At 65.9% G+C, this 18883-nt stretch carries 19 protein-coding genes and 1 pseudogene; 10 read left to right on the top strand and 10 right to left on the bottom strand.

What is annotated here, in order from left to right; genetic code table 11:
* Positions 1-58: 58 nt before the first annotated feature.
* Complete coding sequence (locus MESOP_RS15660; RefSeq protein WP_013894292.1) at positions 59-739, bottom strand: GcrA family cell cycle regulator; 681 nt, start codon at positions 737-739, stop codon at positions 59-61.
* Between the two features lie 591 nt (positions 740-1330).
* Here MESOP_RS15660 and MESOP_RS15650 point away from each other — a divergent pair.
* Complete coding sequence (locus tag MESOP_RS15650) at positions 1331-2035, top strand: XRE family transcriptional regulator (protein WP_013894290.1); 705 nt, start codon at positions 1331-1333, stop codon at positions 2033-2035.
* A 52-nt stretch (positions 2036-2087) separates the two neighbouring features.
* Here MESOP_RS15650 and MESOP_RS15645 read toward each other — a convergent pair whose 3' ends face one another.
* Positions 2088-2390: a hypothetical protein gene (locus MESOP_RS15645; protein WP_013894289.1), complete on the bottom strand. Its 303-nt coding sequence runs from the start codon at positions 2388-2390 to the stop codon at positions 2088-2090.
* 170 nt (positions 2391-2560) lie between these two features.
* Here MESOP_RS15645 and MESOP_RS15640 point away from each other — a divergent pair, with 170 nt between their 5' ends.
* From MESOP_RS15640 to MESOP_RS15625, 4 genes are all read left to right on the top strand, one after another.
* Positions 2561-2923 (top strand): hypothetical protein, encoded by a 363-nt coding sequence (locus MESOP_RS15640; RefSeq protein WP_013894288.1) that lies wholly within the window; start codon positions 2561-2563, stop codon positions 2921-2923.
* 99 nt (positions 2924-3022) lie between these two features.
* On the top strand, positions 3023-3619 hold the full coding sequence (locus tag MESOP_RS15635; protein ID WP_013894287.1) for a hypothetical protein: 597 nt from the start codon (positions 3023-3025) through the stop codon (positions 3617-3619).
* The gene (locus MESOP_RS15630) at positions 3616-4206 is read left to right on the top strand and encodes a hypothetical protein (RefSeq protein WP_013894286.1); all 591 of its coding nucleotides are present in this window, start codon (positions 3616-3618) and stop codon (positions 4204-4206) included. The genes MESOP_RS15635 and MESOP_RS15630 overlap by 4 nt, the downstream gene beginning before the upstream one ends.
* Positions 4203-4781 (top strand): hypothetical protein, encoded by a 579-nt coding sequence (locus MESOP_RS15625; RefSeq protein ID WP_013894285.1) that lies wholly within the window; start codon positions 4203-4205, stop codon positions 4779-4781. Before MESOP_RS15630 ends, MESOP_RS15625 begins: the two co-directional genes overlap by 4 nt.
* Before the next feature lie 206 nt (positions 4782-4987).
* Here MESOP_RS15625 and MESOP_RS15620 read toward each other — a convergent pair whose 3' ends face one another.
* The 5 genes and pseudogenes from MESOP_RS15620 to MESOP_RS15605 all read right to left on the bottom strand — a co-directional run bounded on the left by MESOP_RS15620 (position 4988) and on the right by MESOP_RS15605 (position 10097).
* Positions 4988-6286, bottom strand: a complete 1299-nt coding sequence (locus MESOP_RS15620) for a hypothetical protein (RefSeq protein WP_013894284.1) — start codon at positions 6284-6286, stop codon at positions 4988-4990.
* Positions 6287-6433: 147 nt separating this feature from the next.
* Positions 6434-7447, bottom strand: a complete 1014-nt coding sequence (locus tag MESOP_RS15615) for an ABC transporter permease (protein WP_013894283.1) — start codon at positions 7445-7447, stop codon at positions 6434-6436.
* On the bottom strand, positions 7444-8550 hold the full coding sequence (locus MESOP_RS15610) for a sugar ABC transporter ATP-binding protein (protein WP_425339706.1): 1107 nt from the start codon (positions 8548-8550) through the stop codon (positions 7444-7446). Before MESOP_RS15610 ends, MESOP_RS15615 begins: the two co-directional genes overlap by 4 nt.
* Positions 8524-8952 (bottom strand): annotated as a pseudogene (locus MESOP_RS36765) (ATP-binding cassette domain-containing protein); the annotation flags it as partial. The gene MESOP_RS15610 and the pseudogene MESOP_RS36765, both read right to left, overlap by 27 nt.
* 197 nt (positions 8953-9149) lie before the next feature.
* On the bottom strand, positions 9150-10097 hold the full coding sequence (locus MESOP_RS15605; RefSeq protein ID WP_013894281.1) for a substrate-binding domain-containing protein: 948 nt from the start codon (positions 10095-10097) through the stop codon (positions 9150-9152).
* Positions 10098-10485: 388 nt separating this feature from the next.
* Between MESOP_RS15605 and MESOP_RS15600 the strand changes: the two genes are divergently transcribed.
* Positions 10486-11184: a RibD family protein gene (locus MESOP_RS15600; RefSeq protein ID WP_013894280.1), complete on the top strand. Its 699-nt coding sequence runs from the start codon at positions 10486-10488 to the stop codon at positions 11182-11184.
* A gap of 10 nt (positions 11185-11194) precedes the next feature.
* On the opposite strand, the gene MESOP_RS15595 is transcribed toward MESOP_RS15600, so the two are convergent.
* Complete coding sequence (locus MESOP_RS15595; RefSeq protein ID WP_013894279.1) at positions 11195-12079, bottom strand: SDR family oxidoreductase; 885 nt, start codon at positions 12077-12079, stop codon at positions 11195-11197.
* 97 nt (positions 12080-12176) lie between these two features.
* Here MESOP_RS15595 and MESOP_RS15590 point away from each other — a divergent pair, with 97 nt between their 5' ends.
* Positions 12177-13031, top strand: a complete 855-nt coding sequence (locus MESOP_RS15590; protein WP_013894278.1) for a helix-turn-helix transcriptional regulator — start codon at positions 12177-12179, stop codon at positions 13029-13031.
* Between the two features lie 12 nt (positions 13032-13043).
* Here MESOP_RS15590 and MESOP_RS15585 read toward each other — a convergent pair whose 3' ends face one another.
* Entirely contained in the window at positions 13044-14960 is a 1917-nt protein-coding gene (locus MESOP_RS15585; RefSeq protein WP_013894277.1) for a diguanylate cyclase, read from the bottom strand.
* A gap of 114 nt (positions 14961-15074) precedes the next feature.
* Entirely contained in the window at positions 15075-15980 is a 906-nt protein-coding gene (locus tag MESOP_RS15580) for a LysR family transcriptional regulator (protein ID WP_013894276.1), read from the bottom strand.
* Between the two features lie 93 nt (positions 15981-16073).
* Here MESOP_RS15580 and MESOP_RS15575 point away from each other — a divergent pair, with 93 nt between their 5' ends.
* From MESOP_RS15575 to MESOP_RS15565, 3 genes are all read left to right on the top strand, one after another.
* Complete coding sequence (locus tag MESOP_RS15575; RefSeq protein ID WP_013894275.1) at positions 16074-16955, top strand: aldo/keto reductase family oxidoreductase; 882 nt, start codon at positions 16074-16076, stop codon at positions 16953-16955.
* 80 nt (positions 16956-17035) lie between these two features.
* The gene (locus MESOP_RS15570; protein ID WP_013894274.1) at positions 17036-17815 is read left to right on the top strand and encodes a pseudouridine synthase; all 780 of its coding nucleotides are present in this window, start codon (positions 17036-17038) and stop codon (positions 17813-17815) included.
* Between the two features lie 315 nt (positions 17816-18130).
* A complete protein-coding gene (locus MESOP_RS15565; RefSeq protein WP_013894273.1) occupies positions 18131-18877 on the top strand; it encodes an SDR family oxidoreductase in 747 nt (248 codons plus the stop codon).
* The last annotated feature ends 6 nt before the right edge of the window (positions 18878-18883 follow it).

Genomic DNA, 18883 nt, shown 5'->3' with positions numbered 1-18883 from the left:
AATCCTCAAATCCGCCGGCTGGCGGACACCTGCACGATTTGCGTTCGCGTCCCTTCGGTCATCCGGGCGTTACCCCGCAAACCCGCCGCTGGAATCGCGCTTGGTGATAGCTGCAATAGCTTTTCAGCGCCTTGGTGCCCATGCCGCAGCACAGCATGTCGGCGCCCGGCCGCCCGCCTGGTGCATCCTTCTCGGGGTCTTCCTCCAGCGCCATGTCCAGCGGTGCGCGGCAGCGGGAAAACAGGCAGTCGATGAACCGCATCGCCACGCCATGCGGCTGACGGCCGATGGGTACGCGCTGCGGCGCTGGCACCTCCAGGCGATAGGCCTCGCCATCGGCGATCAGCATACCCACCTCGCGCACCAACCGACGCGTCGGGAGCCAGGCCGGCGAAGGATCAGGCCTGGTCTGGATTTTGCGAGCGGCGCCGCCCCCGGCCATTTGTGCGTCGGGCAATTTTTCCACGGCAACCTTGCCGGTTGCCCTACTCTTTTCCCGCGTTCGGCCTTGTCGCCTGCTCTTCACCGCAACCCGCTTGACGCTGGCCGGCGGTCCCCCGCGGTTGGCAAAGCCGACCGCACCCAGCATGGCGTTGCGGTGGACGATGCCGATGATGGCATTGCGCGAAACCGGGCTGCCGCGCAGCGCACTGAACGCGGCGGCGATCCTCGAGGCCGAAAGCCCCTCCTTCAGCCAGCGGGCGATCTCCTGCAGTTCGGCGTCTGTATAGCTTGCCATTTCCAGGCTCCATCCAAAGATCCGCCTTCGGCCACGCTTGAAAGCGCGCCGTCGGCCAGGCGTCAGGGTTCCAGCCCGGTCTGGGCCGCGGTCAGGGTGTTCGATGCGAACGCCGGCTTCTCGCCGGCGATCAGCCGAAGCGGATCGATTGCCCGGCGAGGCGCGCAAGCCGCGCCTCGGCCGTCTTTCTATCGGAGGCGGACACCGCCCTGCCCGTTGCGGGCTCCAGCAGGATGACGGTGCCGTCCTGCGTGCGGATGCAGGATCGCCCGGGCAGGACACATGCGTCGAATTGGGGGCCGGAGCCGAGGGGAGCGGCGACTCCGGCCGTTCCGGTCGCCGCTGACGGGCGGACCGGACCCGAGGCTGGTGCAATCAAGCACGGGGCCTCGGGCTTCACTCCGGCCGGGGAGGAGGACGGCCGGAGCGGAAGGGAATGGCTGGCGACTTCAGCCGCCGGAAGCGCCTCGCAAGAGGCCGGCGCTACCGCGCCATCGAAGCTGGACAGGTTTTGCATGACCTGATATAAGCATAACTCGAAAATTGATGCAAGCCATTCTTTCATAGACGAGAGCAGCTTTCATCGCTCACATGGGTGCCATGGCAAAAACGGAACTGTCGATCAAGGTCGGGGCGGCGATCCGCCAGGCGCGCAAGCAACGCGGCCTTGTCATGCGCCACATCGCCGAGCACAACGACACCGATGTCGCCGCCGTCGGCAATTGGGAAACCGGCCGCAATCTGCCCAAGACCGAGAACCTGTTGAAGACCGCCGCCTTCCTGCGCGTCGACCCAGTCGCGCTCGGCCAAGGGCAGGTCGTCTTCCTCGACGATGCCGGTCCGGTGGCCGACGCCGAGATCGTAACCGATGCCGGGCCCCTGCCCGCCGGACCGATGGACATCGAGCTTCTGGGCGCGGCCGTAGGCGGCGACGATGGCGACTTCACCTTCAACGGCGAGGTTGCCGGCTACGTCCAGCGCCCGCCCGGTATCGCGCATCTGCGAAAAGTGTTTGCACTACACGTGCTTTCGGATTCCATGGTGCCGCGCTACGAGCCCGGCGAAATGCTCTATTGCGGCGGCCGCGATGCCGTCCCCGGCGACCATGTGGTGATCGAGACCTTCCCGGAAGAGAACGAGCGCAACGGCAAGGCCTTCATCAAGAAGCTGGTCAAGCGCACGGCGGGCGAACTGGTGGTCGAACAGTACAATCCGCCGAAGACACTGACCTTCAACCGCTACGCCATCAAACACGTATGGCGGGTTATACCGCTCAAGGAATTGCTGGGGTATTAGGCGGGGCGGTTCTTCCTTCTCCCCTTGCGGGAGAAGAACCAGCGCCCCTCCATCAAGCCCGCCTCGTCCCCTCCAGCGGCACCTCGCGGTCGCTCAGCATTTGCGCTTCGCTGCGGACACGCTGGCGCTCGTCGATGAACGCGGCCTGGATCGACACCGCCGTACCCGGCAGCCCGTCGGCGCGACAGGCGGAACACACGATGCGACCCGAAAGCACAGCCAGCGGCGTGTTGCCATTCACCCCGAACCGCTTCAGCTGATCGACCCGCCACCACCTGTTTCGGCCGCAATCGGTGCATTCGACGGAGATCGAAGCGACCTGCGCCATTACTGCTTCCCTGCCCGGCAATGCCATCGCCCCTCCTCGTCTTTTGTTCGTGATTTGTTCTTATATTCCTGCGTTTTGCACGGAGAGTCGAGTCGCACTTTCAAGACTTTCCCAAAAGTTTCCCTTCTCCATATTTTTGAGTTATGCTTATATAAACTTGCAGATGCGAGTCGCCTGCCACAGATCCGGGAGCTATGATGGATGACGCCGATTTCGCCCGCGCCTGCGGCTACACCGGCGACAGTCCTGCCTTGCTCCAGGCCTTCGAGGCGATCCGCCGCAACGGCATCGCGCACGCCCGACAGGATCATCTCAGGCGCAAGGCCGTTATCGACGACCTGAAACAGTCGGAGCTCTTGTTCCTGGCCGCGATAGGCCCGGCGCTGACGGCGCAAGAAGCCATCGAGGACACCGCCCATTTCATCGCCTGCTGGCGCAACATGCCGCGCTGGCGCCAGGAGCGTCGCCTGCCCGATCTGGTCCGGGCTAGGCAGCAGCGGCTCGTGGCGCGCTTCTTCCGCCGCTACGCACACCGTCTGTGGGCGCTCGAAGCAGCCTGAGGCAGGCACGCCTGGACCAGCCATTTGCGGGTTCCATCAGCCGTTTTTTCTTTCTACATTGCCTGCGGGTGGCTCTTCGTTCGACGTGCATAGTTTGGAATGTTCAAGACTGCCCGTTCAAGACTTCAGACCTGGATAACGGCCGGCGCGGGAACCATTGCCGCCCTGTTCGTCGCCGGCCTGATGGGAGCCTTCGGCGCCCTGCCCGCCCACGCACCGCCGCAACTGCCACCGGACACCCCCATCGATGCCGGGCGCTGGCGCGTGCGGCCGGTGCACGCCTATGTCAGCCATGCCAAGGTTTATGGCGTGCCCTTGAAGCCCGGCCAGAAGGCGCTGGTGCTGGAAGCCGACATGACCAACCGCACCGCCCAATCCGACAAGGCCTATTTCGACGTCTTCAAGCCGGACGGGATCGACCTGCCCGGCGGTCAGCCGATGATCGCGCTAACCCGCGATGCGACGCTGACGCCGGAACTGCACCCCGGCATGACCGAGCGCATGGCCTATGTCTGGCCGCTGGCCGGCGATGCGGCCGTCCCACCAACGCTCGCCTTCGGCATTACCGCCGAGATCTTCAAGCCGCGCGACAATCTCTACGGCACGCCCGGCTGGTACAATCCCTACCGTCTCGGCACCGTCACCTTGCCGGTCGCCGATGTGCCGGCGACCGAGACGCCGGGGAGCGGATCATGAGAATCCGCGTCCTCGGCAATCTCGTGATTCTCGCCGCCACAGTCGCGCTGAGCTATGGCATGCAGGTCTCCAAGCCGCATTATGCCGACCTCACCGCGCCGATCCCGGTCGATGGCGCCATGCACGACACGGTGCGGGCACGCAGCTTCGATGTCCGCCTGGACAAGATCGTCTTTGCCCGCAAGCTCAAGACCAACCAGTTCGGCCAGGAGAAGCTTTTGACGACCGGCGGCCTGTGGGCGGTGGTGACGACAAACCTCGCCGCCACCGGCTCCTCCACCGCGATCGCCGACGGCACCTGGCAAGGCCCGACCGGGCTGCGCTACCACCAGACGGAGCGGCTCGGCTATCGCCAGGACATGCCGCCGCATGGTGTCGATCCGGGCCTCGAAAAACGCGGCCTGTTCGTCTTCGAAGTGCCATCCGACCAGATCCGCGGCGCCAGGCTGCTGATCGCCTCGCGTCGGTTCGGTCCGCTCGACGCCCAGGCCCGTATCAGTCTCGACGCCGTACAGACCGGGGCAGACGGTCAGCCGGCCGACATCGTACCGGAATTTGATCTGGACGCGCAGCAAGGTGGAACATGACCGCCGTTTCCACCAATGAGGAGCCAGCCACCACCAATGCGCAGGCCGAGAAAAAATGGCGCCGGCTCAGCCTGGCGGCACTTGCCATCCTGCTGCCGCTGACGCTGGCAGAGACCAGCTACGACAGCGTGCGCGCATGGCTGCGCGGCGAGGATCTCGTCGCCAGGGATGTCGACTTCGGCCAATCTGTGCCGTTCGGCGGCAGCGACTGGCGGCTGGCCGACCTGCGCGGCGGCAAGGCCGGCCGCTTGCCCGACCATGCCTTCGCCGTCATCGCCACCTTCTCCGTAACCATCGGCGACACCGACCTGCAGAAGCAGTGGCTGGGCTGCAAGCTGATGCTGACCGACGCCGCAGGGCGCCGCTGGCTGCCCGACTTCATCTCGGGCGTCAGCCTGCCGGACGGCGTCATGAACTGCACCTCGGCGATCTTCTCCGGCGCCAGGAAGGGCGACGTCATCACTATCGGCGACATCTTCATCGTGCCCGAGGTCGCCATCAAGACCATCCGCCCCGCCGTCGGGCTGAGCAGTGAGCGACCCTGGTATCTGCGTTTTCAGCGACCGCCGAAGTAGCTACTTTCTCCCCGTCACTATACAGGGAGAAATGCCCGGCAGGGCAATGAGGGGCAGCGCCAACGCTTCGGTAAGCGGCTGATTTGCCAAATGTCGCTGTCAGCGCCGGCTTGCATATCCAAGCTCAATTCTTTCGCGTCGGCGCCGCCCCTCATCCGCCTGCCGGCACCTTCTCCCCGTATAGCGACGGGGAGAAGAACGCTCTTCTACGCCGCGTCAGCCTTTACCGTCCCCGTCCCCTTCGACAGCGAAAACGCCGTCTCCAGCACGGCGGCGAGAAAGCAAATCCGCAGCGGCTCGACCAGGATGCCGGTGGAGGAATCCTGGAACGGACTGCCGAACAGCAGCGTCACGCCGCGCGAGAAGATCTGCCAGACATCGAGCTCGTGCGGGCCGATCAGCCGCGTCGCGCCCAGCCACAGCCAGGCGGCACCCCAGTCGAGTAAGCGGTAGCCGACGACCAGCGTGCACAGAAGCACCAGGCTCGAACTCACCGTCAGCCGCACGCCGTTGGCGATCGGCAGGTAGCGCGAGCGGTAGCCCTTGACGAAATGCTCGACGAAGTCGCGCAGGAATTTCGGCAGGCCGGCATAGCGCTGGCCGAACCCCTCCAGCCGGCCGTGCACGCGCATCAGAGCGGCGTCGTCGCGCACATCATAGCCATAGATCAGCGCCGCCATGACCAGCCAGATCAGCGGCAGCAGCATGTAGAAGAATAGGTTCACCGCGACCGTCGACGGCGCGATCGAGGTGATCTCGACCGGCACCATGGCTGCCGCCGTCGCCATCGGCACCGGGCTTGCCAGTCCATCGATCGACGCCTGCACGGCCGACCAGAAATTGCGGCTCATCAGCCATTGCAGCGCCGAGTCCTTCCAGCGGCTGATGACGTAGAGGCCGACGAAGATCCAGTTGGTCTCGCAGATCACCACCACGATCTGCCAGAACGAAAGGGCCGTGGTCTTGCCCTGCATGAATTTGGCCAGCCGGCGGATCAGCCAGGACACCGCCACCGAGACCAGCAGCCAGCGCGAATCGAGCACGTCGAGCACATTGGCGCTCTGGCCGAAATCGGCCTGGTCGAGCGTTTCGCGCGAATATTGCCGCACGATGTCGCCAAGGAACCCCCATGCGGCGTAGTAGGCGAAGAACGGCAACAACGCGATGGTGATCATGCGCACCAGCCGCGAGCCGCGCCGGTCCGCGGCATTGTTATGGCTGTCGGCGGTCGCGGCCTTGTCCGCGCCGCGCTGCGCGGCAAGCACATTGGGCAGGCCCGGCCGCAGCACATGGAACATCGCCACCGTCACCACCAGCTGCGCCAGTGCCACCAGGGTCAGCATGGCGAGCCCGGCGAAATGGTTGGCGAGCGCCACCTTCGCCGCCAATTGCAGCAAAATATCGCCGGCCAGCACGCCTGCCAGCACCAGCGCGACAAGCTGCGGCCAAAACCGCCGCAGCAGCGTAAAACTCAAGCTGATCGGTCTGATGATGTCGGCAAACATGAGGCTCTCTCACGATGCCACCCGCCCCAATTCTTTCTAGCAAAGGACGGTTTTATTGCAAGGAATGCGAGGGAGCCTCCTGGCAAACTGCATGGCGAGACGCCCCCCTCTGACCTGCCGGACAGAGGCCCAGGCGCAAACCTCTCCTCACCGCCTCACCCGCGACTTAAGCCACCTATCGAACGCCACCGCCAGGATCAGGATCAGCCCGATCACGATGCTTTGCGTGTAGGACGAGACGTTGTTGAACTGCAGCCCGTTCTGCAGCACGCCGATCAACGCCGCGCCGACCACCGTGCCGCCGACCGAGCCTATGCCGCCGAACAGCGAGGTGCCGCCGATGACGACGGCCGAGATCACCGTCAGCTCGTAGCCGATGCCGGCGACCGCTTCCGAGGAGTTCAGCCTGGCCGACAGCACGAAGGCGGCGAGCCCGGCGAAGAAGCCGACGATGACATAGACCGAGACCAGGATGCGGTCGACGCGCAGGCCGGACAGCCGTGCCGCCTCGGCATTGCCGCCGACGGCATAGACGGCACGGCCATAGCGCGTGTAGCGCAGCACGATGTGGCACAGGATCGCGGCCGCCGCGAAGATCAGCGCCGGCACCGGCACCGGGCCGATCAGCCCGGTGCCGAACCAGCGCATCGAGGCGTCGAAGCCCGATATCGGGCCGCCATTGGAGATGGTCAGCGTCAGCCCGCGAAATACCGTCAGCCCGCCCAGCGTGACGACGAAGGGCGGCACTTTCAGCCTTGTGATGGCCAGGCCCTGCACGCCGCCGGCGGCCGCGCCCACCACGACGGCGGCGAGCAGGGCGGCAAACCACCCAAACCCTTGCGTGCCCGAGGTCGACAGCGACAGCGTGTTGGCGGTGCCGCCCTTGGCGACCACCGCGGCGACCATGCCGCAAAAGGCGAGCAGCGAGCCGACCGAGAGGTCGATGCCGGCGGTGAGGATGACGAAGGTCATGCCGAGCGCGATCAGCCCGGTGATCGAGATCTGCCGCGTGATGTTGAACAGGTTGATAGGGTCGATGAAGCTCGGCTTCAGCACGGTGAAGACGACGACGAGCGCCGCCAGGAACAGCAGCGGCCCGAAGCTCATCAGCAGTCGCGCGAAGTTGATGCCGCCGCGCTCGTTCTGTTCCGTCACGCTCATCGTGCCCGCCCCTCGTCCCGCATCTGCCCCTCGTCCTGCCCTGAACCTTGCTTGTCGAGCGCCATCAATTCCATCAGCTTTTCCTCGTTCGCCTCGACGCCCGGCATCTGCCCGGTGATGCGGCCCCGGCGCATGGTGACGATGCGGTCCGACACCGCCAGCACTTCGGGCAATTCGGACGAGATCATCATCACCGCGATGCCGCGCGCCGCCAATTGCACCAGGATCTGGTGTACCTCGGCCTTGGCGCCGACATCGACGCCGCGTGTCGGTTCGTCGACGATCAGCACTTTCGGGTCGCGCGCCAGCCAGCGCGCCAGGATCACCTTCTGCTGGTTGCCGCCCGACAGGCCCTCGATCGCCTGCTCGGCAGATGCCATGCGGATCGACAGCATCTTCCTGAAACCGGACAGCGCATCGCGCTCGCGTCGCTCGGCCATGAACCCGAAACCGTTGCTGAAGCGGCCGAGCGAGGCGACGGAGAAATTCGGCAGGATGCCGAGTGCCGCAAAGATCGCCTGGTGCTTGCGGTCCTCCGGGACCAGGCCGATGCCGAGCGCGATGGCATCCGCCGGCGAGGCCGGCGCGATTTGTCGGCCGTCGAGCGTGATGGTTCCCGCGGCGATCCGGTCGGCGCCGAAAATGGCGCGCGCCAGCTCGGTGCGGCCGGAGCCGACGAGGCCGGCAACGCCAAGGATCTCGCCGGCCTTGAGGTCGATGTCGACATCGTCGAGCACGATGGCGTGCGGCGCCTCGGGGTCGCGCACGGTGCGCAAACCGCGCACCGACAGCACGACATCGCCGGCCACCGCGCGCTGCGCCGGCCGCGCATAAAGCTCGGAGGCCGCGCGGCCGACCATCTTTTCGATGATCCTTGGCAGTGCGATCGGCCCGCCCTGGCGGTCGAGATGTCCTGCCAGCCTGCCGTCGCGCAGCACGGTCATGCGGTCGCAAATAGCGGATGCTTCTTCCAGCCGGTGGGTGACGAACATGATGGCGACCTTGTCCTGGCGTAGCCGGTCCATGATCGACAACAGCCGCTGTACTTCGGTTTCGGTCAGCGCCGAGGTCGGCTCGTCCATGATGATCAGCCGGCTTTTCAGCGACAGCGCACGCGCGATCTCGACCAGCTGCTGCTCGGCCACCGACAGCGCCGACACCGGCGTCATCGGGTCGATGGAGAGGCCGACGCGGGCGATGATATCACGGGAATCCCGCTCCATGCGCTTCCAGCTCACCAGCCCGAACGGGCCGGTCGGCGCGCGGCCGATGAAAATGTTTTCCGCCACCGTCAGCGTCGGGATCAGGCTGAGTTCCTGGTAGATGGTGACGATGCCGAGCCGCTTGGCATCCTGCGGGCTCGACGGCTGGTAGTCGGCGCCATCGAAACTGATATGGCCGCTCGACGGCGGCATGACACCCGACAGGATTTTGAGCAGCGTCGATTTGCCTGCGCCGTTCTCGCCAAGCAGGCCGAGGATTTCGCCGGGGCGGATGTCGAGCGAGACATCGTTAAGCGCGGTGACGCCGGAAAAATGCTTGGTGACGCCTTGGACGGCGAGCAGGACGGGTGGTGCGGCTTCAACTGGCAAGGATGGCTCTCTCGACAAAAGTTCCTCTCGACGTCAGCGCTTGAACACCCCCCTCTGTCCGGCAGGACAGAGGGGGGTGCTGTCCCGCCGGCTTACCCTAGCCTGAGAGCCTACTTTGTCTCGTTCAGCCTCTCGGCCTTATCAAGATTGTCCTTGCCGATGACGATCGGCGTCAAGAGCACCAGCTTCTCCTTCGGCTCGGTCTTGTCCTTGGCGTAGGCGACCGCGATCTGCACGGCGGTGCGCGATTGCTTGCCCGGGAACTGTTCGACCGTGCCGGCGAGCTTGCCGTCGCGGACCGCGACCAGCGCTTCCGGAAGCGCGTCGAAGCCGTAGATCTTGACGTCGGTGAAGTTGCGCGCCGCGCACGCCTCGAGCGCGCCGAGCGCCATGTCGTCATTGGCGCAGATGATGGCGTCGGGCTTGCCGTTGGCGGCGAGCCCGGCTTCCGTCACCGACAGCGCTTCGGCGCGGGCGAAGTTGGCGGTCTGCTCGAAGACGATCTGGTACTTGTCCTTCAGCGGATCGAGAATGTTGTGCACGCCCTTGTTGCGGTCGATCGCCGGGCCGGCACCGGGCTGGCCCTGCAGATGGAACAGCTTGGCGCCATTCGGGAACGCCGCCACCATGGCGCTGGCTTCCGCCTCGCCACCCTTGACGTTGTCGGCTCCGACATGGGCGAGGATGCCCTCGACGCCGTCGACGCGTCGGTCGATCGTCACCACGGGAACGCCGGCCTTGACGGCCTCCTCGATGGCCGGCGCCAGCGCGTTGACGTCAAGCGGCGAGATGACGATGGCGTTGACCTTCTGCACCAGTGCCGCCTCGATGTCGGCGGTCTGCTTGGTGGCCGAGTTCTGGCCGTCGCTCTCGGTCAGGTTGACGCCTTGCGTGGCGGCCTCCGCCTTGATCTCGTTCAGCATGTGCACGAAGAACGGAAAGCCGAGACTGGGCACCGAGCCGAGAATGGTCAGCTTGTCCTCGGCGAATACCGAGGGCGCCGCCACCATCATGGCGCCGAAAGCCGCGGACGACAGCAGGAATTCACGTCTGTTCATGGTTGATCCTCCTCCACAAGAACGCACGGCCCCGGAAACCGGGCCGGTTTCAGGAAGGATCATGCGTCGGTTCAAAGTGTTGGAGCATCCTCCTTGCGCCCGAGAACGCATGCCGCTCCAGCTGATCGCCGTTGCAAAAACTGCCTCCCATCGGCATCAGCATTGGGATGCTAACCCAGGGTCAACCATTTGTGCAACATCGATATAACAGAGTTGGGTGAGCTATTATCGGAATTGTCGGAATTTTGGATTCCCGGACAAGCAGCTTTGTCTGCTCCAGGAACGTCAGAACACGAGTCCAGAGTCGCGCGGCGAAGGGGGCGACGGCTTCCATTCTCCGGGCGCGACACTATTTTGGGCCCTTCTCAAGGCCACAACCGGAGAAATCATGAAGCCGCAAATCATCTGCCATATGCTCGCGTCGCTCGACGGCAGCCTCCATCCTAGCCGCTACACCACCAGCCCTGATGGCACCCGGGCCGAGTGGTCGAGCCTCTACGAGCACATCCACAACGACATGGCGGGCGACGCCTGGATCGTCGGCCGCGTCACCATGGCCGAGATGAGCAAGGCCGCCGCGCACCCGCCGGCCAATGCCGGCCAGGTCGACCGGCCCTATCATTTCGCGCAAGGCCACGCGGCTACCTATGCCGTGGCGCTCGATGCTACCGGCAAGCTGCACTTTGCCAAACCCGACATCGGCGGCGACCATGTCGTGGTGCTGCTCGGGCGCGACGTCGCCGACAGCCATCTCGCCGAACTCGCCGCCGATGGCGTGTCCTACATCGTGTCGGAAACGCCCGACATCGATCTTGCCGCCATGCTCGAGGTTCTCGGCCGCGAACTCGGCATCCGCCGGCTATTGCTGGAAGGCGGCGCCGGCATCAACGGTTCCTTCTTCGCGGCCGGGCTTGTCGATGAGCTCAGCCTTCTCGTTGCCCCTGCCATTGACGGGCGGGCGGCAAACCAGGGGTTTGTCGAGTTTGGCGAAAGCGGCTTGGCGGGCAGGATGCAATTGTCGCTCACAAGCTGCGAAGCGCTGGTACACGGGCTCGTCCACCTGCGCTACGCCGTCAGGCCTGGCTGAAGCCGCTTCCTCAGTATTGCATCGCGTCGAGGTCGGCGATCAGCGTCGGGCCGGTCGGGTGCCAGCCGAGCCGTGCCTGGGTGAGCGCGCTGGAGGCCGGCAGGTCCATGGGGGCGAACCTCGCCATCCAGCCGAAATGCTCCGCCGCCTCTTCCGGCGCGATCGAAACGACAGGCAGGTTGAGGCCCCGGCCAATCGCCTCGGCGATCGAGCGCACCTCGACACCTTCCTCGCCGACCGCGTGATAGCGTGCGCCGGGCTGGCGCTTTTCGACGGCGAGCCGGTAAAGGCGCGCGGCGTCGAGCAGATGGCCGGCGGAAAAGCGATTGCGACCCTCGCCGACATAGGCCGAGACGCCCTTCTGACGCGCCATCTCGATGAGCGGCGAGATCAGCCCCTGCTTGACCGGGTTGTGGACCTGCGGCAGGCGCACCACCGACACGTTGATCCCGGCCTCCAGCAAGGCATTGCTGGCGAGTTCGGAGGCGATGCGAGGATTGGGATGGCTCGGGTTGAAGACGTCCTCGACCGCCAGTTGGCCATGTCCTGGGCTGCCCGCGCCGACACCTGAGGTGATCACCAGCGGCCGGTCGGATCCGGCAAGGGCGGCGCCGAGGGCGGCGATGACGCGCCTGTCCTTTTCGCAATTTTCGACAAACCGCGAGAAATCATGGTCGAACGCGGTGTGGATCACGGCGTCCGCCTTCGCCGCGCCGTCGCGCAGCCCCTCGGGCTCCTCGAGGGTTCCGCGATGCACTTCGGCGCCAGCGGCGGCCAGCGCCTCGGCACCGGCGTCGGAGCGGGTGACGCCGACCACCTGATGGCCCGCGCCGATGAGTTCGGGAACCAACGCCGAACCGATGAAGCCGGTCGCGCCGGTCAAAAAGATACGCATGCAAAATCTCCTGCACAGTTGCCCGCGCAGTATCGCCGGTCTATTATTCCATTAAAGTAGTGACTTTATCCTATTATAATCGCTAACAGGATCGACCATGCCCATCAATTCCGCCGGCACGCTCGCAGCCTTCCTGAAAGACCGGCGCACCCGGCTCGACCCGGCATCGTTCGGATTTTCCGGGCGCCGGCGCACGCCTGGGCTGCGCCGCGAAGAAGTCGCCCAGCGCGCCAACATCAGCCCGACCTGGTATACATGGCTGGAACAGGGCCGCGGCGGCGCGCCTTCGGCCGACGTGCTGAACCGCATCGCCAAGGGGCTGATGCTGACCGAAGCCGAGCGCGAACATCTTTTCATGCTCGGGCTGGGGCGCCCGCCCGAGGTCCGCTATATCGGCGTCGAGGGCGTCAGCCCGCGCCTGCAGCGCCTCATCGACACGCTCGACGCAAGCCCGGCCCTGATCAAGACCGCCACCTGGGACGTCGTTGCCTGGAACCGCGCCGCGCAGATCGTGCTGACCGATTACGGCGCCCTGCCCGCCGGCCAGCGCAACATCCTGCGCTTCATGTTCCGCAGCTCCGCCATCCGCGAAAAGCAGCACGACTGGGAAAACCTCGCCCGTTTCGTGGTCGGATCGTTCCGGGCCGATGCGGCACGCGCCGGCGCGGTGTCCGAGGTGCGCGACCTCGTCGACGAACTTTGCAGCACCAGCCCGGAGTTTGCCGCCCTATGGCGGGAAAACGACGTGCTCAGCCATGGCGACGGGACAAAGCGCCTGAAGCACCCGGTACTCGGCGACATTGAACTGGAATATTCTGGGTTCGCGGTCGACGGCCGGCCGGATCTGAGCCTGACCGTCTACAACCCGGTCGACAGCAAGGTCGCCGACCGCATCCGCGACCTGGCAAGGCGCCTCCCGGGGCAAGAGCTGGGCGATCGCCCCCCGCGATGACGCGGCGAAGGCTCACGCTTTGCGCTGGGAACCGGTCGAGCGTGGCTGGCTGAGATGCGGGCGCCAGCCATGCACCCGGTCCCGTCCCGCAGCCTTGGCGCCATAGAGCGCCTCGTCGGCGCGCCTGACAAGATCGGCGATCTCGATCGAAGCGCTGCCCGCGTCGAAGGTGCCGACCCCGATGCTGACGGTAACGATGCCCTTTTCGCTGCCGGCATGCGCCAGCCCGAGATCGCGCACCTTGGTCCTGAGGTTCTCGGCGATGACGAAGGCGCCCCGCGCGTCGGTCTCGGGCAGGATGAGTGCGAACTCCTCGCCACCGTAGCGGGCCGCCGCGTCGGCCGGCCGCCGCGCCGCCGCCTCGATGCAGCGGCTGACGGCGCGCAGGCAATCATCACCAGCCGGATGACCGTAATGGTCGTTGAACCGCTTGAACCAGTCGACGTCGACGAGAAGCAGGCTGAGCGGCGTCGCGTTGCGCCTGCAGCGCGCAAACTCGCGCGCCAGCGCCTCGTCGAAGGCGCGCCGCGTCATGAGTTCGGTCAGGCCGTCGCGATGCGCCAGCAGGTTCAGCTTCTCGTTGGCCGACAGCAATGCGGCTTCGACCTGCTTGGCCTCGGTGATGTCTGAAAACACGCTGAGGCTTCCGCCATCGCCGGTCGGCCGGGTCCGCACATCGAGCCAGCGCCCGTCGGCGAGCCGGATCTGGCGGTGGCTGTCGAGCTTCTGCGAGGCCATGATGGCGGCGACCCAGTCCTCGACCGCGTCCGGCGGCGTGATCGCCTCGCCGCGCGCCGCCGAGGCGCGCAAGATATCGCGGTAGTCGGCACCTGGCACCCGTATGTCGGCCGTCTTCGGAAACATGGAGCGGTAGCGGGCGTTGCAAAGCAGCAGCCTGCCATCCGGATCGAACATCACCAGGCCATCGGCCATGTGCGTCAGGGCGTCTCCGAGCCTCGCCTGGCTCGCTGCCAGTTCGTTTTCGAGCTGCTTGCGCGCGGTGATGTCGCGGTTGTGCGTGATCAGGCCGACGATCGCTCCGGCCTTGTCGCGAAACGGCGCTTTCAAGGTCGCCAGCCAGCCATCGGTGCCGTCCTCGTGGTGAAGGCGCTGTTCGATGGTGGTGGAAACGCCCGTGGCCAGCACGGCTAGCTCGTCCTCGCGGAATCCCTGCGCCGTCTCGCGCGGATAGAAATCGAAATCGGTCTTGCCGATCAGCGCCTTGGCATCCGTCGCATGCATCAGTTCGGCCGTTGCCGGATTGGCGACGATGAACCGTCCGTCGAGATCCTTCACATTGAGGCAATCGGGCAGTGTCTCGACCACCGCCTTGAAGATGCGCCGGGATTGCAGCGCTTCGATGCGACGCCGCTCCTGGTAGAGCGTAAGCCCCGACAACGCCACCGAGACGAAGATGAGAAGGGTCGAGGGGAAAACCACCTTCGGCAGGACGGCCTGTATGACGGACTGCGGCAGCATGCTGAGGCCAAGCAGCGATCCGCACGCGGTCGCGGCACCCAGGATCATGATGTCGGCCATGCCGGGCGAACGCCCCTTCAGGGCAAGGTTGCCGGCAACGCCGATCAGCATGGTGGCCGCGATCCCCACCGCGCCGGCAAACGCGCCGATGCCACCCTCGAAGGTCCGGAAGGCACCGGCCATGACGCCGGCGACGATGCCGGCTATAGGACCGCCGAAAAAGCCGGCAACGGCAATCATCGTCGCCCTGAGATCGACCAGGATACCCGGCTGCAACTGCATGGGAGTCAGCATCAGGATGATGGCGCCAGTGCCCATCAAGAGGCCGAAAGCCGCGGCCTTCGCCGCGGCCGGCCTGCGGTCCAGCCACACATGCGTGTGGATCCAGACCGAAACGAACATCGCAACGACCGCGAGATTGGCCAGCAATTCGGACCAGGGCGAACCCATTGCGCGCCTTTCCTGTCACCGGGCTTTCGCCGTACCGCCTCTTCGATAGGCCCTCAATGACAACAAAGTGTTACAGTGGGCATTGGTCGAAGGGAGCAAGACATCGTCCCCAGATCACCCCCACCGCATCGTTCCGACAAAATCGATGAACGCCCGCAGCGGCGCCGGCGTCAGGCGGCGGCCGGGATAGTAGAGGAACGGGCCGGAAAATTCCTGCCACCAGGGCTCCAGCACAGGCTCCAGCCGGCCATCGTCGAAATAGGGGCGCAGCCAGTCCTCGAACAGCGAGACGATGCCGCCGCCGGCGATCGCCACCTCGAGCGCAAGGGCCATTGCTGTGCCGGTGCTGACCAAAAGCGGGCCGGTCGGTTCGACGCTCACCACCTCGCCGTCGCGTTCGAACTCCCAGGCCGGCGTCAGGCCGCTGGCGAAGCGGCCGCGCAGGCAGGCGTGGGCGAGCAGGTCGCGCGGATGGCCGGGCCGGCCGCGCCGATCGAGATAGGTCGAAGCGGCGCCGGTGGCGAAGCGCTGCCGGCGCGGGCCGATCGGCACGGCGATCATGTCCTGCTCCAGCCGCTCGTCATAACGGATGCCGGCGTCGCAGCCGCTGGCCAATATGTCGACGAAACTGTCCTCCGCGGTCACTTCCATGCGGATGTCGGGATAGGCGGCGAGGAAAGGCGGCAACAGGCGCGGCAGCACCAGCTTCGCCGCGACGACCGGCACGTTGAGCCGCAGCGTGCCGGCCGGGCGGCCGCGAAACCCGTTGACCACGTCGAGCGCCGCCTCGACTTCGCCCAGCGCCGGGCCGAGCCGCTCCAGCAGGCGCGCGCCGGCCTCGGTAGGGGCGACGCTGCGCGTGGTGCGGTTGAGGAGCCGCACGCCAAGCCCGGTCTCCAGCCGCCGCACCGTCTCGGAGAGGCTGGAAGCGCTGACGCCGCTCACTCTGGCTGCCTCGCGAAAACCGCCGGCGCGCGCCACTGCCATGAACGCCTGGAGGTCTCCCAGATCCGTCGCCATTGTTCGCTTCTCCGTACAGGCTGTGCCGATTGCACCATATTATCGTGCAGGTGCGCTCTGTCTACATTGGGCCGATCCAAAGGAGATGAGACCATGACCGACATCAGCAAGGCCGGAACCTTCAAGCTCGGCGATCGCACCGTGAAGCGCCTCGGCTATGGCGCCATGCAACTGGCCGGACCGGGCGTCTTCGGCCCGCCGAAGGACCGCGACGCCGCACTCGCCGTGCTGCGCGAGGCGATCGCCAGCGGCGTCGACCATATCGACACATCGGATTTCTATGGCCCGCACGTCACCAACCAGATCATTCGCGAGGCGCTGCACCCCTACCCGGCCAACCTCACCATCGTCACCAAGGTCAGTGCCCGGCGCGGCGCCGATGCATCGTGGATCCCCGCAACGTCACCGCAGGAGCTGACGCAGGCCGTGCACGACAATCTGCGTAATCTCGGGCTGGAAATTCTCGACGTCGTGAACCTGCGCTCCATGCATGGCATTCACGGACCGGCGGAAGGGTCGCTCGAGCCACAGCTGAACACACTCGCCGAACTGCAGCGTCAAGGTTTGATACGCCATATCGGCATGAGCAACGTCACATCGGCCCAGATCGCGCAGGGACGCAGCATGGTCGACATCGTCTGCGTGCAGAACCAGTACAACATCGCGCATCGCGAGGATGACGCGCTGATCGACGAGCTTGCTGCCGTCGGCATCGCCTATGTGCCGTTCTTCCCGCTCGGCGGCTTCACGCCGCTGCAGTCGGACACGCTCGCCAATGTCGCCAGGAAACTCGGCGCAACCCCGATGCAAGTGGCGCTCGCCTGGCTGCTGCGCCGCGCGCCCAACATCCTGCTCATCCCCGGCACCTCCTCGGTCGGCCATCTCAGGGAAAACCTGGCGGCGGCCGAGTTGAAGCTGCCGGCCGACGCAATCGAGGTGCTGAACGGCATCGCCGGCGAGAAGGCAGCCGCCTGAGGCGGTTCGACCCGCGCCACCTTGCGAAGCCGCCGCTGCCCGTGGCATCTGTCCGTCACAACGGACCGATCCACACCAGCATGGCTTCACGACGACCACCACAGCCCGCCAGCCCGGGCAAGCTGCCCAAACCGCCCACCGGTAAACCGTTGGGCGTCAGTCTCAACCGTGCGCTTTCAAAACTCGGCCTGTGCTCGCGCACGCAGGCCGAGCTGCTGATTACGGAGGGCCGCGTGCGCGTCGGCGGCAAGGTGGTGCGCGATCCGGCTCTGCGCGTTGATCTGAATCGCGATAGCATCGTCGTGGACGGTGAAAAGGTGATCGCCGAGCGTAAGGTCTACGTCATGCTCAACAAGCCGCGCGGCTTGGTCACCACCCGTGACGACCCGCAACAGCGCGACACGGTCTATGCTTGCCTGGAAGCGCTCGACCTGCCCTTCATCTCGCCGGTCGGCCGCCTCGACAAGGCGAGCGAGGGCCTGTTGTTGATGACCAACGACACGCGCTTCGCCAACCGGCTGATGGACCCGGCCTCGCATCTGCCCAAGACCTATCACGTCCAGGTCGCCACGGTGCCCGACGCGGCGATGCTGGAGACGTTGCGAGCCGGCGCCACTGTCGACGGCGAGATCCTGACCGCCAATTCGATCGACCTGCTGCGCAGCGGCGGCCGCACCGCCTGGCTGGAGGTCGTGCTCGACGAAGGCCGCAACCGCCACATCCGCCGCCTGCTCGCCGCCCACGACATCGAGGTTCTGCGCCTCATCCGCATCGCCATCGGCGGCCTGCGCCTAGGCGACCTCGCCAAGGGCACCGCGCGGCATTTGACGGCGGAGGAGTTGGCGTTGCTGGGTGGGTGAGCGAACGGGCCGGAGGTAACGTCCTGGGGCGCCCCCTCTGTCCTGCCGGACATCTCCCCCAACTTTGGGGGGAGATCGGCAGCTCGATCGCCGGCTCTCCTCCTGCAACGTCGAAGACTAGCGAAGGCCCCGATGATATCAATCTCCCCCCTCGTGGGGGAGATGTCCGGCAGGACAGAGGGGGGCGCCATAGAACTCGACGGCGCGTACCGGATTCTCAGAAAAAATTTCGTCCCCACCGATGATTTCCGCCCTCCTGCGCTGTCTTCACCCATAGGCGCCGGAATTCTCCGGGCCGGACAAGCGAGGTGATCCATGGGATCGTTGAAAGGTCAAAATGTCGTCGTGGTCGGAGGCAGCAGGGGTGTTGGCCGTTCGATCGTGGAAGCTGCTCTCGGCGAGGGAGCAACCGTGCTTGCCGTCGCCCGCGGGATGGCCGCCTTGAAGGAACTCTCCTGGGAGGCCTCGGGCGTGAAGACGCTTGCCGCCGACGCCACGCAGGACGCCGCGCCCGACGCGGTGTTCGCGGCCATGCGGCCGGACGTGCTGGTGATCTCGGCCGGTGCCTTCGCTGCGTCGGCGTCCATCCAGGACCAGAGCTGGAGTGACTTCTCGGCGAATTGGGAGACGGACGTCAAGGCATCGTTCCTGTTCTGCAGAGCAGCCCTGCGGGGCGGGCTGAAGCCGGGCAGCCGCGTCGTGCTGATCTCCAGCGGCGCCGCATTCAGCGGCGGCCCGCCGAACTCGGGCGGCTATTCCGGCGCCAAGTGCATGCAGATGTTCCTGGCCGCCCACAGCCAGAAGGAAGCGGATCGGCTGGGTCTTGGCCTGCGCTTCATGGCGCTGGCGCCGATGCGCATCATGGCCGGCACCGGCGTCGGCGAGCGCGGAATATCCAGCATCTCGGCCTATCTCGGCATCAGCCCGGCGGATTTCCTGGCCAGCCTGAGCGATATGCAGACACCGGCCGATGTCGGACGCGCCGTGGTCGCGCTCGCCGGCGGCAAGCGGCAAGGCACTGCCTTCACGGTGAGCGGCAGCGGCCTTGCAGAGGCGGCATGACGCGCG

The organism is Mesorhizobium opportunistum WSM2075 (assembly GCF_000176035.2).
Taxonomy (GTDB): Bacteria; Pseudomonadota; Alphaproteobacteria; order Rhizobiales; family Rhizobiaceae; genus Mesorhizobium; species Mesorhizobium opportunistum.
The sequence above is the reverse complement of the archived record's forward strand: the minus strand, read 5'-3'. Positions and strand labels throughout refer to the sequence as shown.

What these genes read in the sequence shown, in the direction of transcription:
- MESOP_RS15595 (WP_013894279.1), bottom strand. Translation starts at nt 12,079, where the DNA reads ATGCGTATCTTTTTGACCGGCGCGACCGGCTTCATCGGTTCGGCGTTG.
- MESOP_RS15620 (WP_013894284.1), bottom strand. Translation starts at nt 6,286, where the DNA reads ATGTTTGCCGACATCATCAGACCGATCAGCTTGAGTTTTACGCTGCTG.
- MESOP_RS15590 (WP_013894278.1), top strand. Translation starts at nt 12,177, where the DNA reads ATGCCCATCAATTCCGCCGGCACGCTCGCAGCCTTCCTGAAAGACCGG.
- MESOP_RS15565 (WP_013894273.1), top strand. Translation starts at nt 18,131, where the DNA reads ATGGGATCGTTGAAAGGTCAAAATGTCGTCGTGGTCGGAGGCAGCAGG.
- MESOP_RS15630 (WP_013894286.1), top strand. Translation starts at nt 3,616, where the DNA reads ATGAGAATCCGCGTCCTCGGCAATCTCGTGATTCTCGCCGCCACAGTC.
- MESOP_RS15570 (WP_013894274.1), top strand. Translation starts at nt 17,036, where the DNA reads ATGGCTTCACGACGACCACCACAGCCCGCCAGCCCGGGCAAGCTGCCC.
- MESOP_RS15640 (WP_013894288.1), top strand. Translation starts at nt 2,561, where the DNA reads ATGGATGACGCCGATTTCGCCCGCGCCTGCGGCTACACCGGCGACAGT.
- MESOP_RS15625 (WP_013894285.1), top strand. Translation starts at nt 4,203, where the DNA reads ATGACCGCCGTTTCCACCAATGAGGAGCCAGCCACCACCAATGCGCAG.
- MESOP_RS15645 (WP_013894289.1), bottom strand. Translation starts at nt 2,390, where the DNA reads ATGGCATTGCCGGGCAGGGAAGCAGTAATGGCGCAGGTCGCTTCGATC.
- MESOP_RS15650 (WP_013894290.1), top strand. Translation starts at nt 1,331, where the DNA reads ATGGGTGCCATGGCAAAAACGGAACTGTCGATCAAGGTCGGGGCGGCG.
- MESOP_RS15585 (WP_013894277.1), bottom strand. Translation starts at nt 14,960, where the DNA reads ATGGGTTCGCCCTGGTCCGAATTGCTGGCCAATCTCGCGGTCGTTGCG.
- MESOP_RS15660 (WP_013894292.1), bottom strand. Translation starts at nt 739, where the DNA reads ATGGCAAGCTATACAGACGCCGAACTGCAGGAGATCGCCCGCTGGCTG.
- MESOP_RS15635 (WP_013894287.1), top strand. Translation starts at nt 3,023, where the DNA reads ATGTTCAAGACTGCCCGTTCAAGACTTCAGACCTGGATAACGGCCGGC.
- MESOP_RS15615 (WP_013894283.1), bottom strand. Translation starts at nt 7,447, where the DNA reads ATGAGCGTGACGGAACAGAACGAGCGCGGCGGCATCAACTTCGCGCGA.
- MESOP_RS15580 (WP_013894276.1), bottom strand. Translation starts at nt 15,980, where the DNA reads ATGGCGACGGATCTGGGAGACCTCCAGGCGTTCATGGCAGTGGCGCGC.
- MESOP_RS15605 (WP_013894281.1), bottom strand. Translation starts at nt 10,097, where the DNA reads ATGAACAGACGTGAATTCCTGCTGTCGTCCGCGGCTTTCGGCGCCATG.
- MESOP_RS15600 (WP_013894280.1), top strand. Translation starts at nt 10,486, where the DNA reads ATGAAGCCGCAAATCATCTGCCATATGCTCGCGTCGCTCGACGGCAGC.
- MESOP_RS15575 (WP_013894275.1), top strand. Translation starts at nt 16,074, where the DNA reads ATGACCGACATCAGCAAGGCCGGAACCTTCAAGCTCGGCGATCGCACC.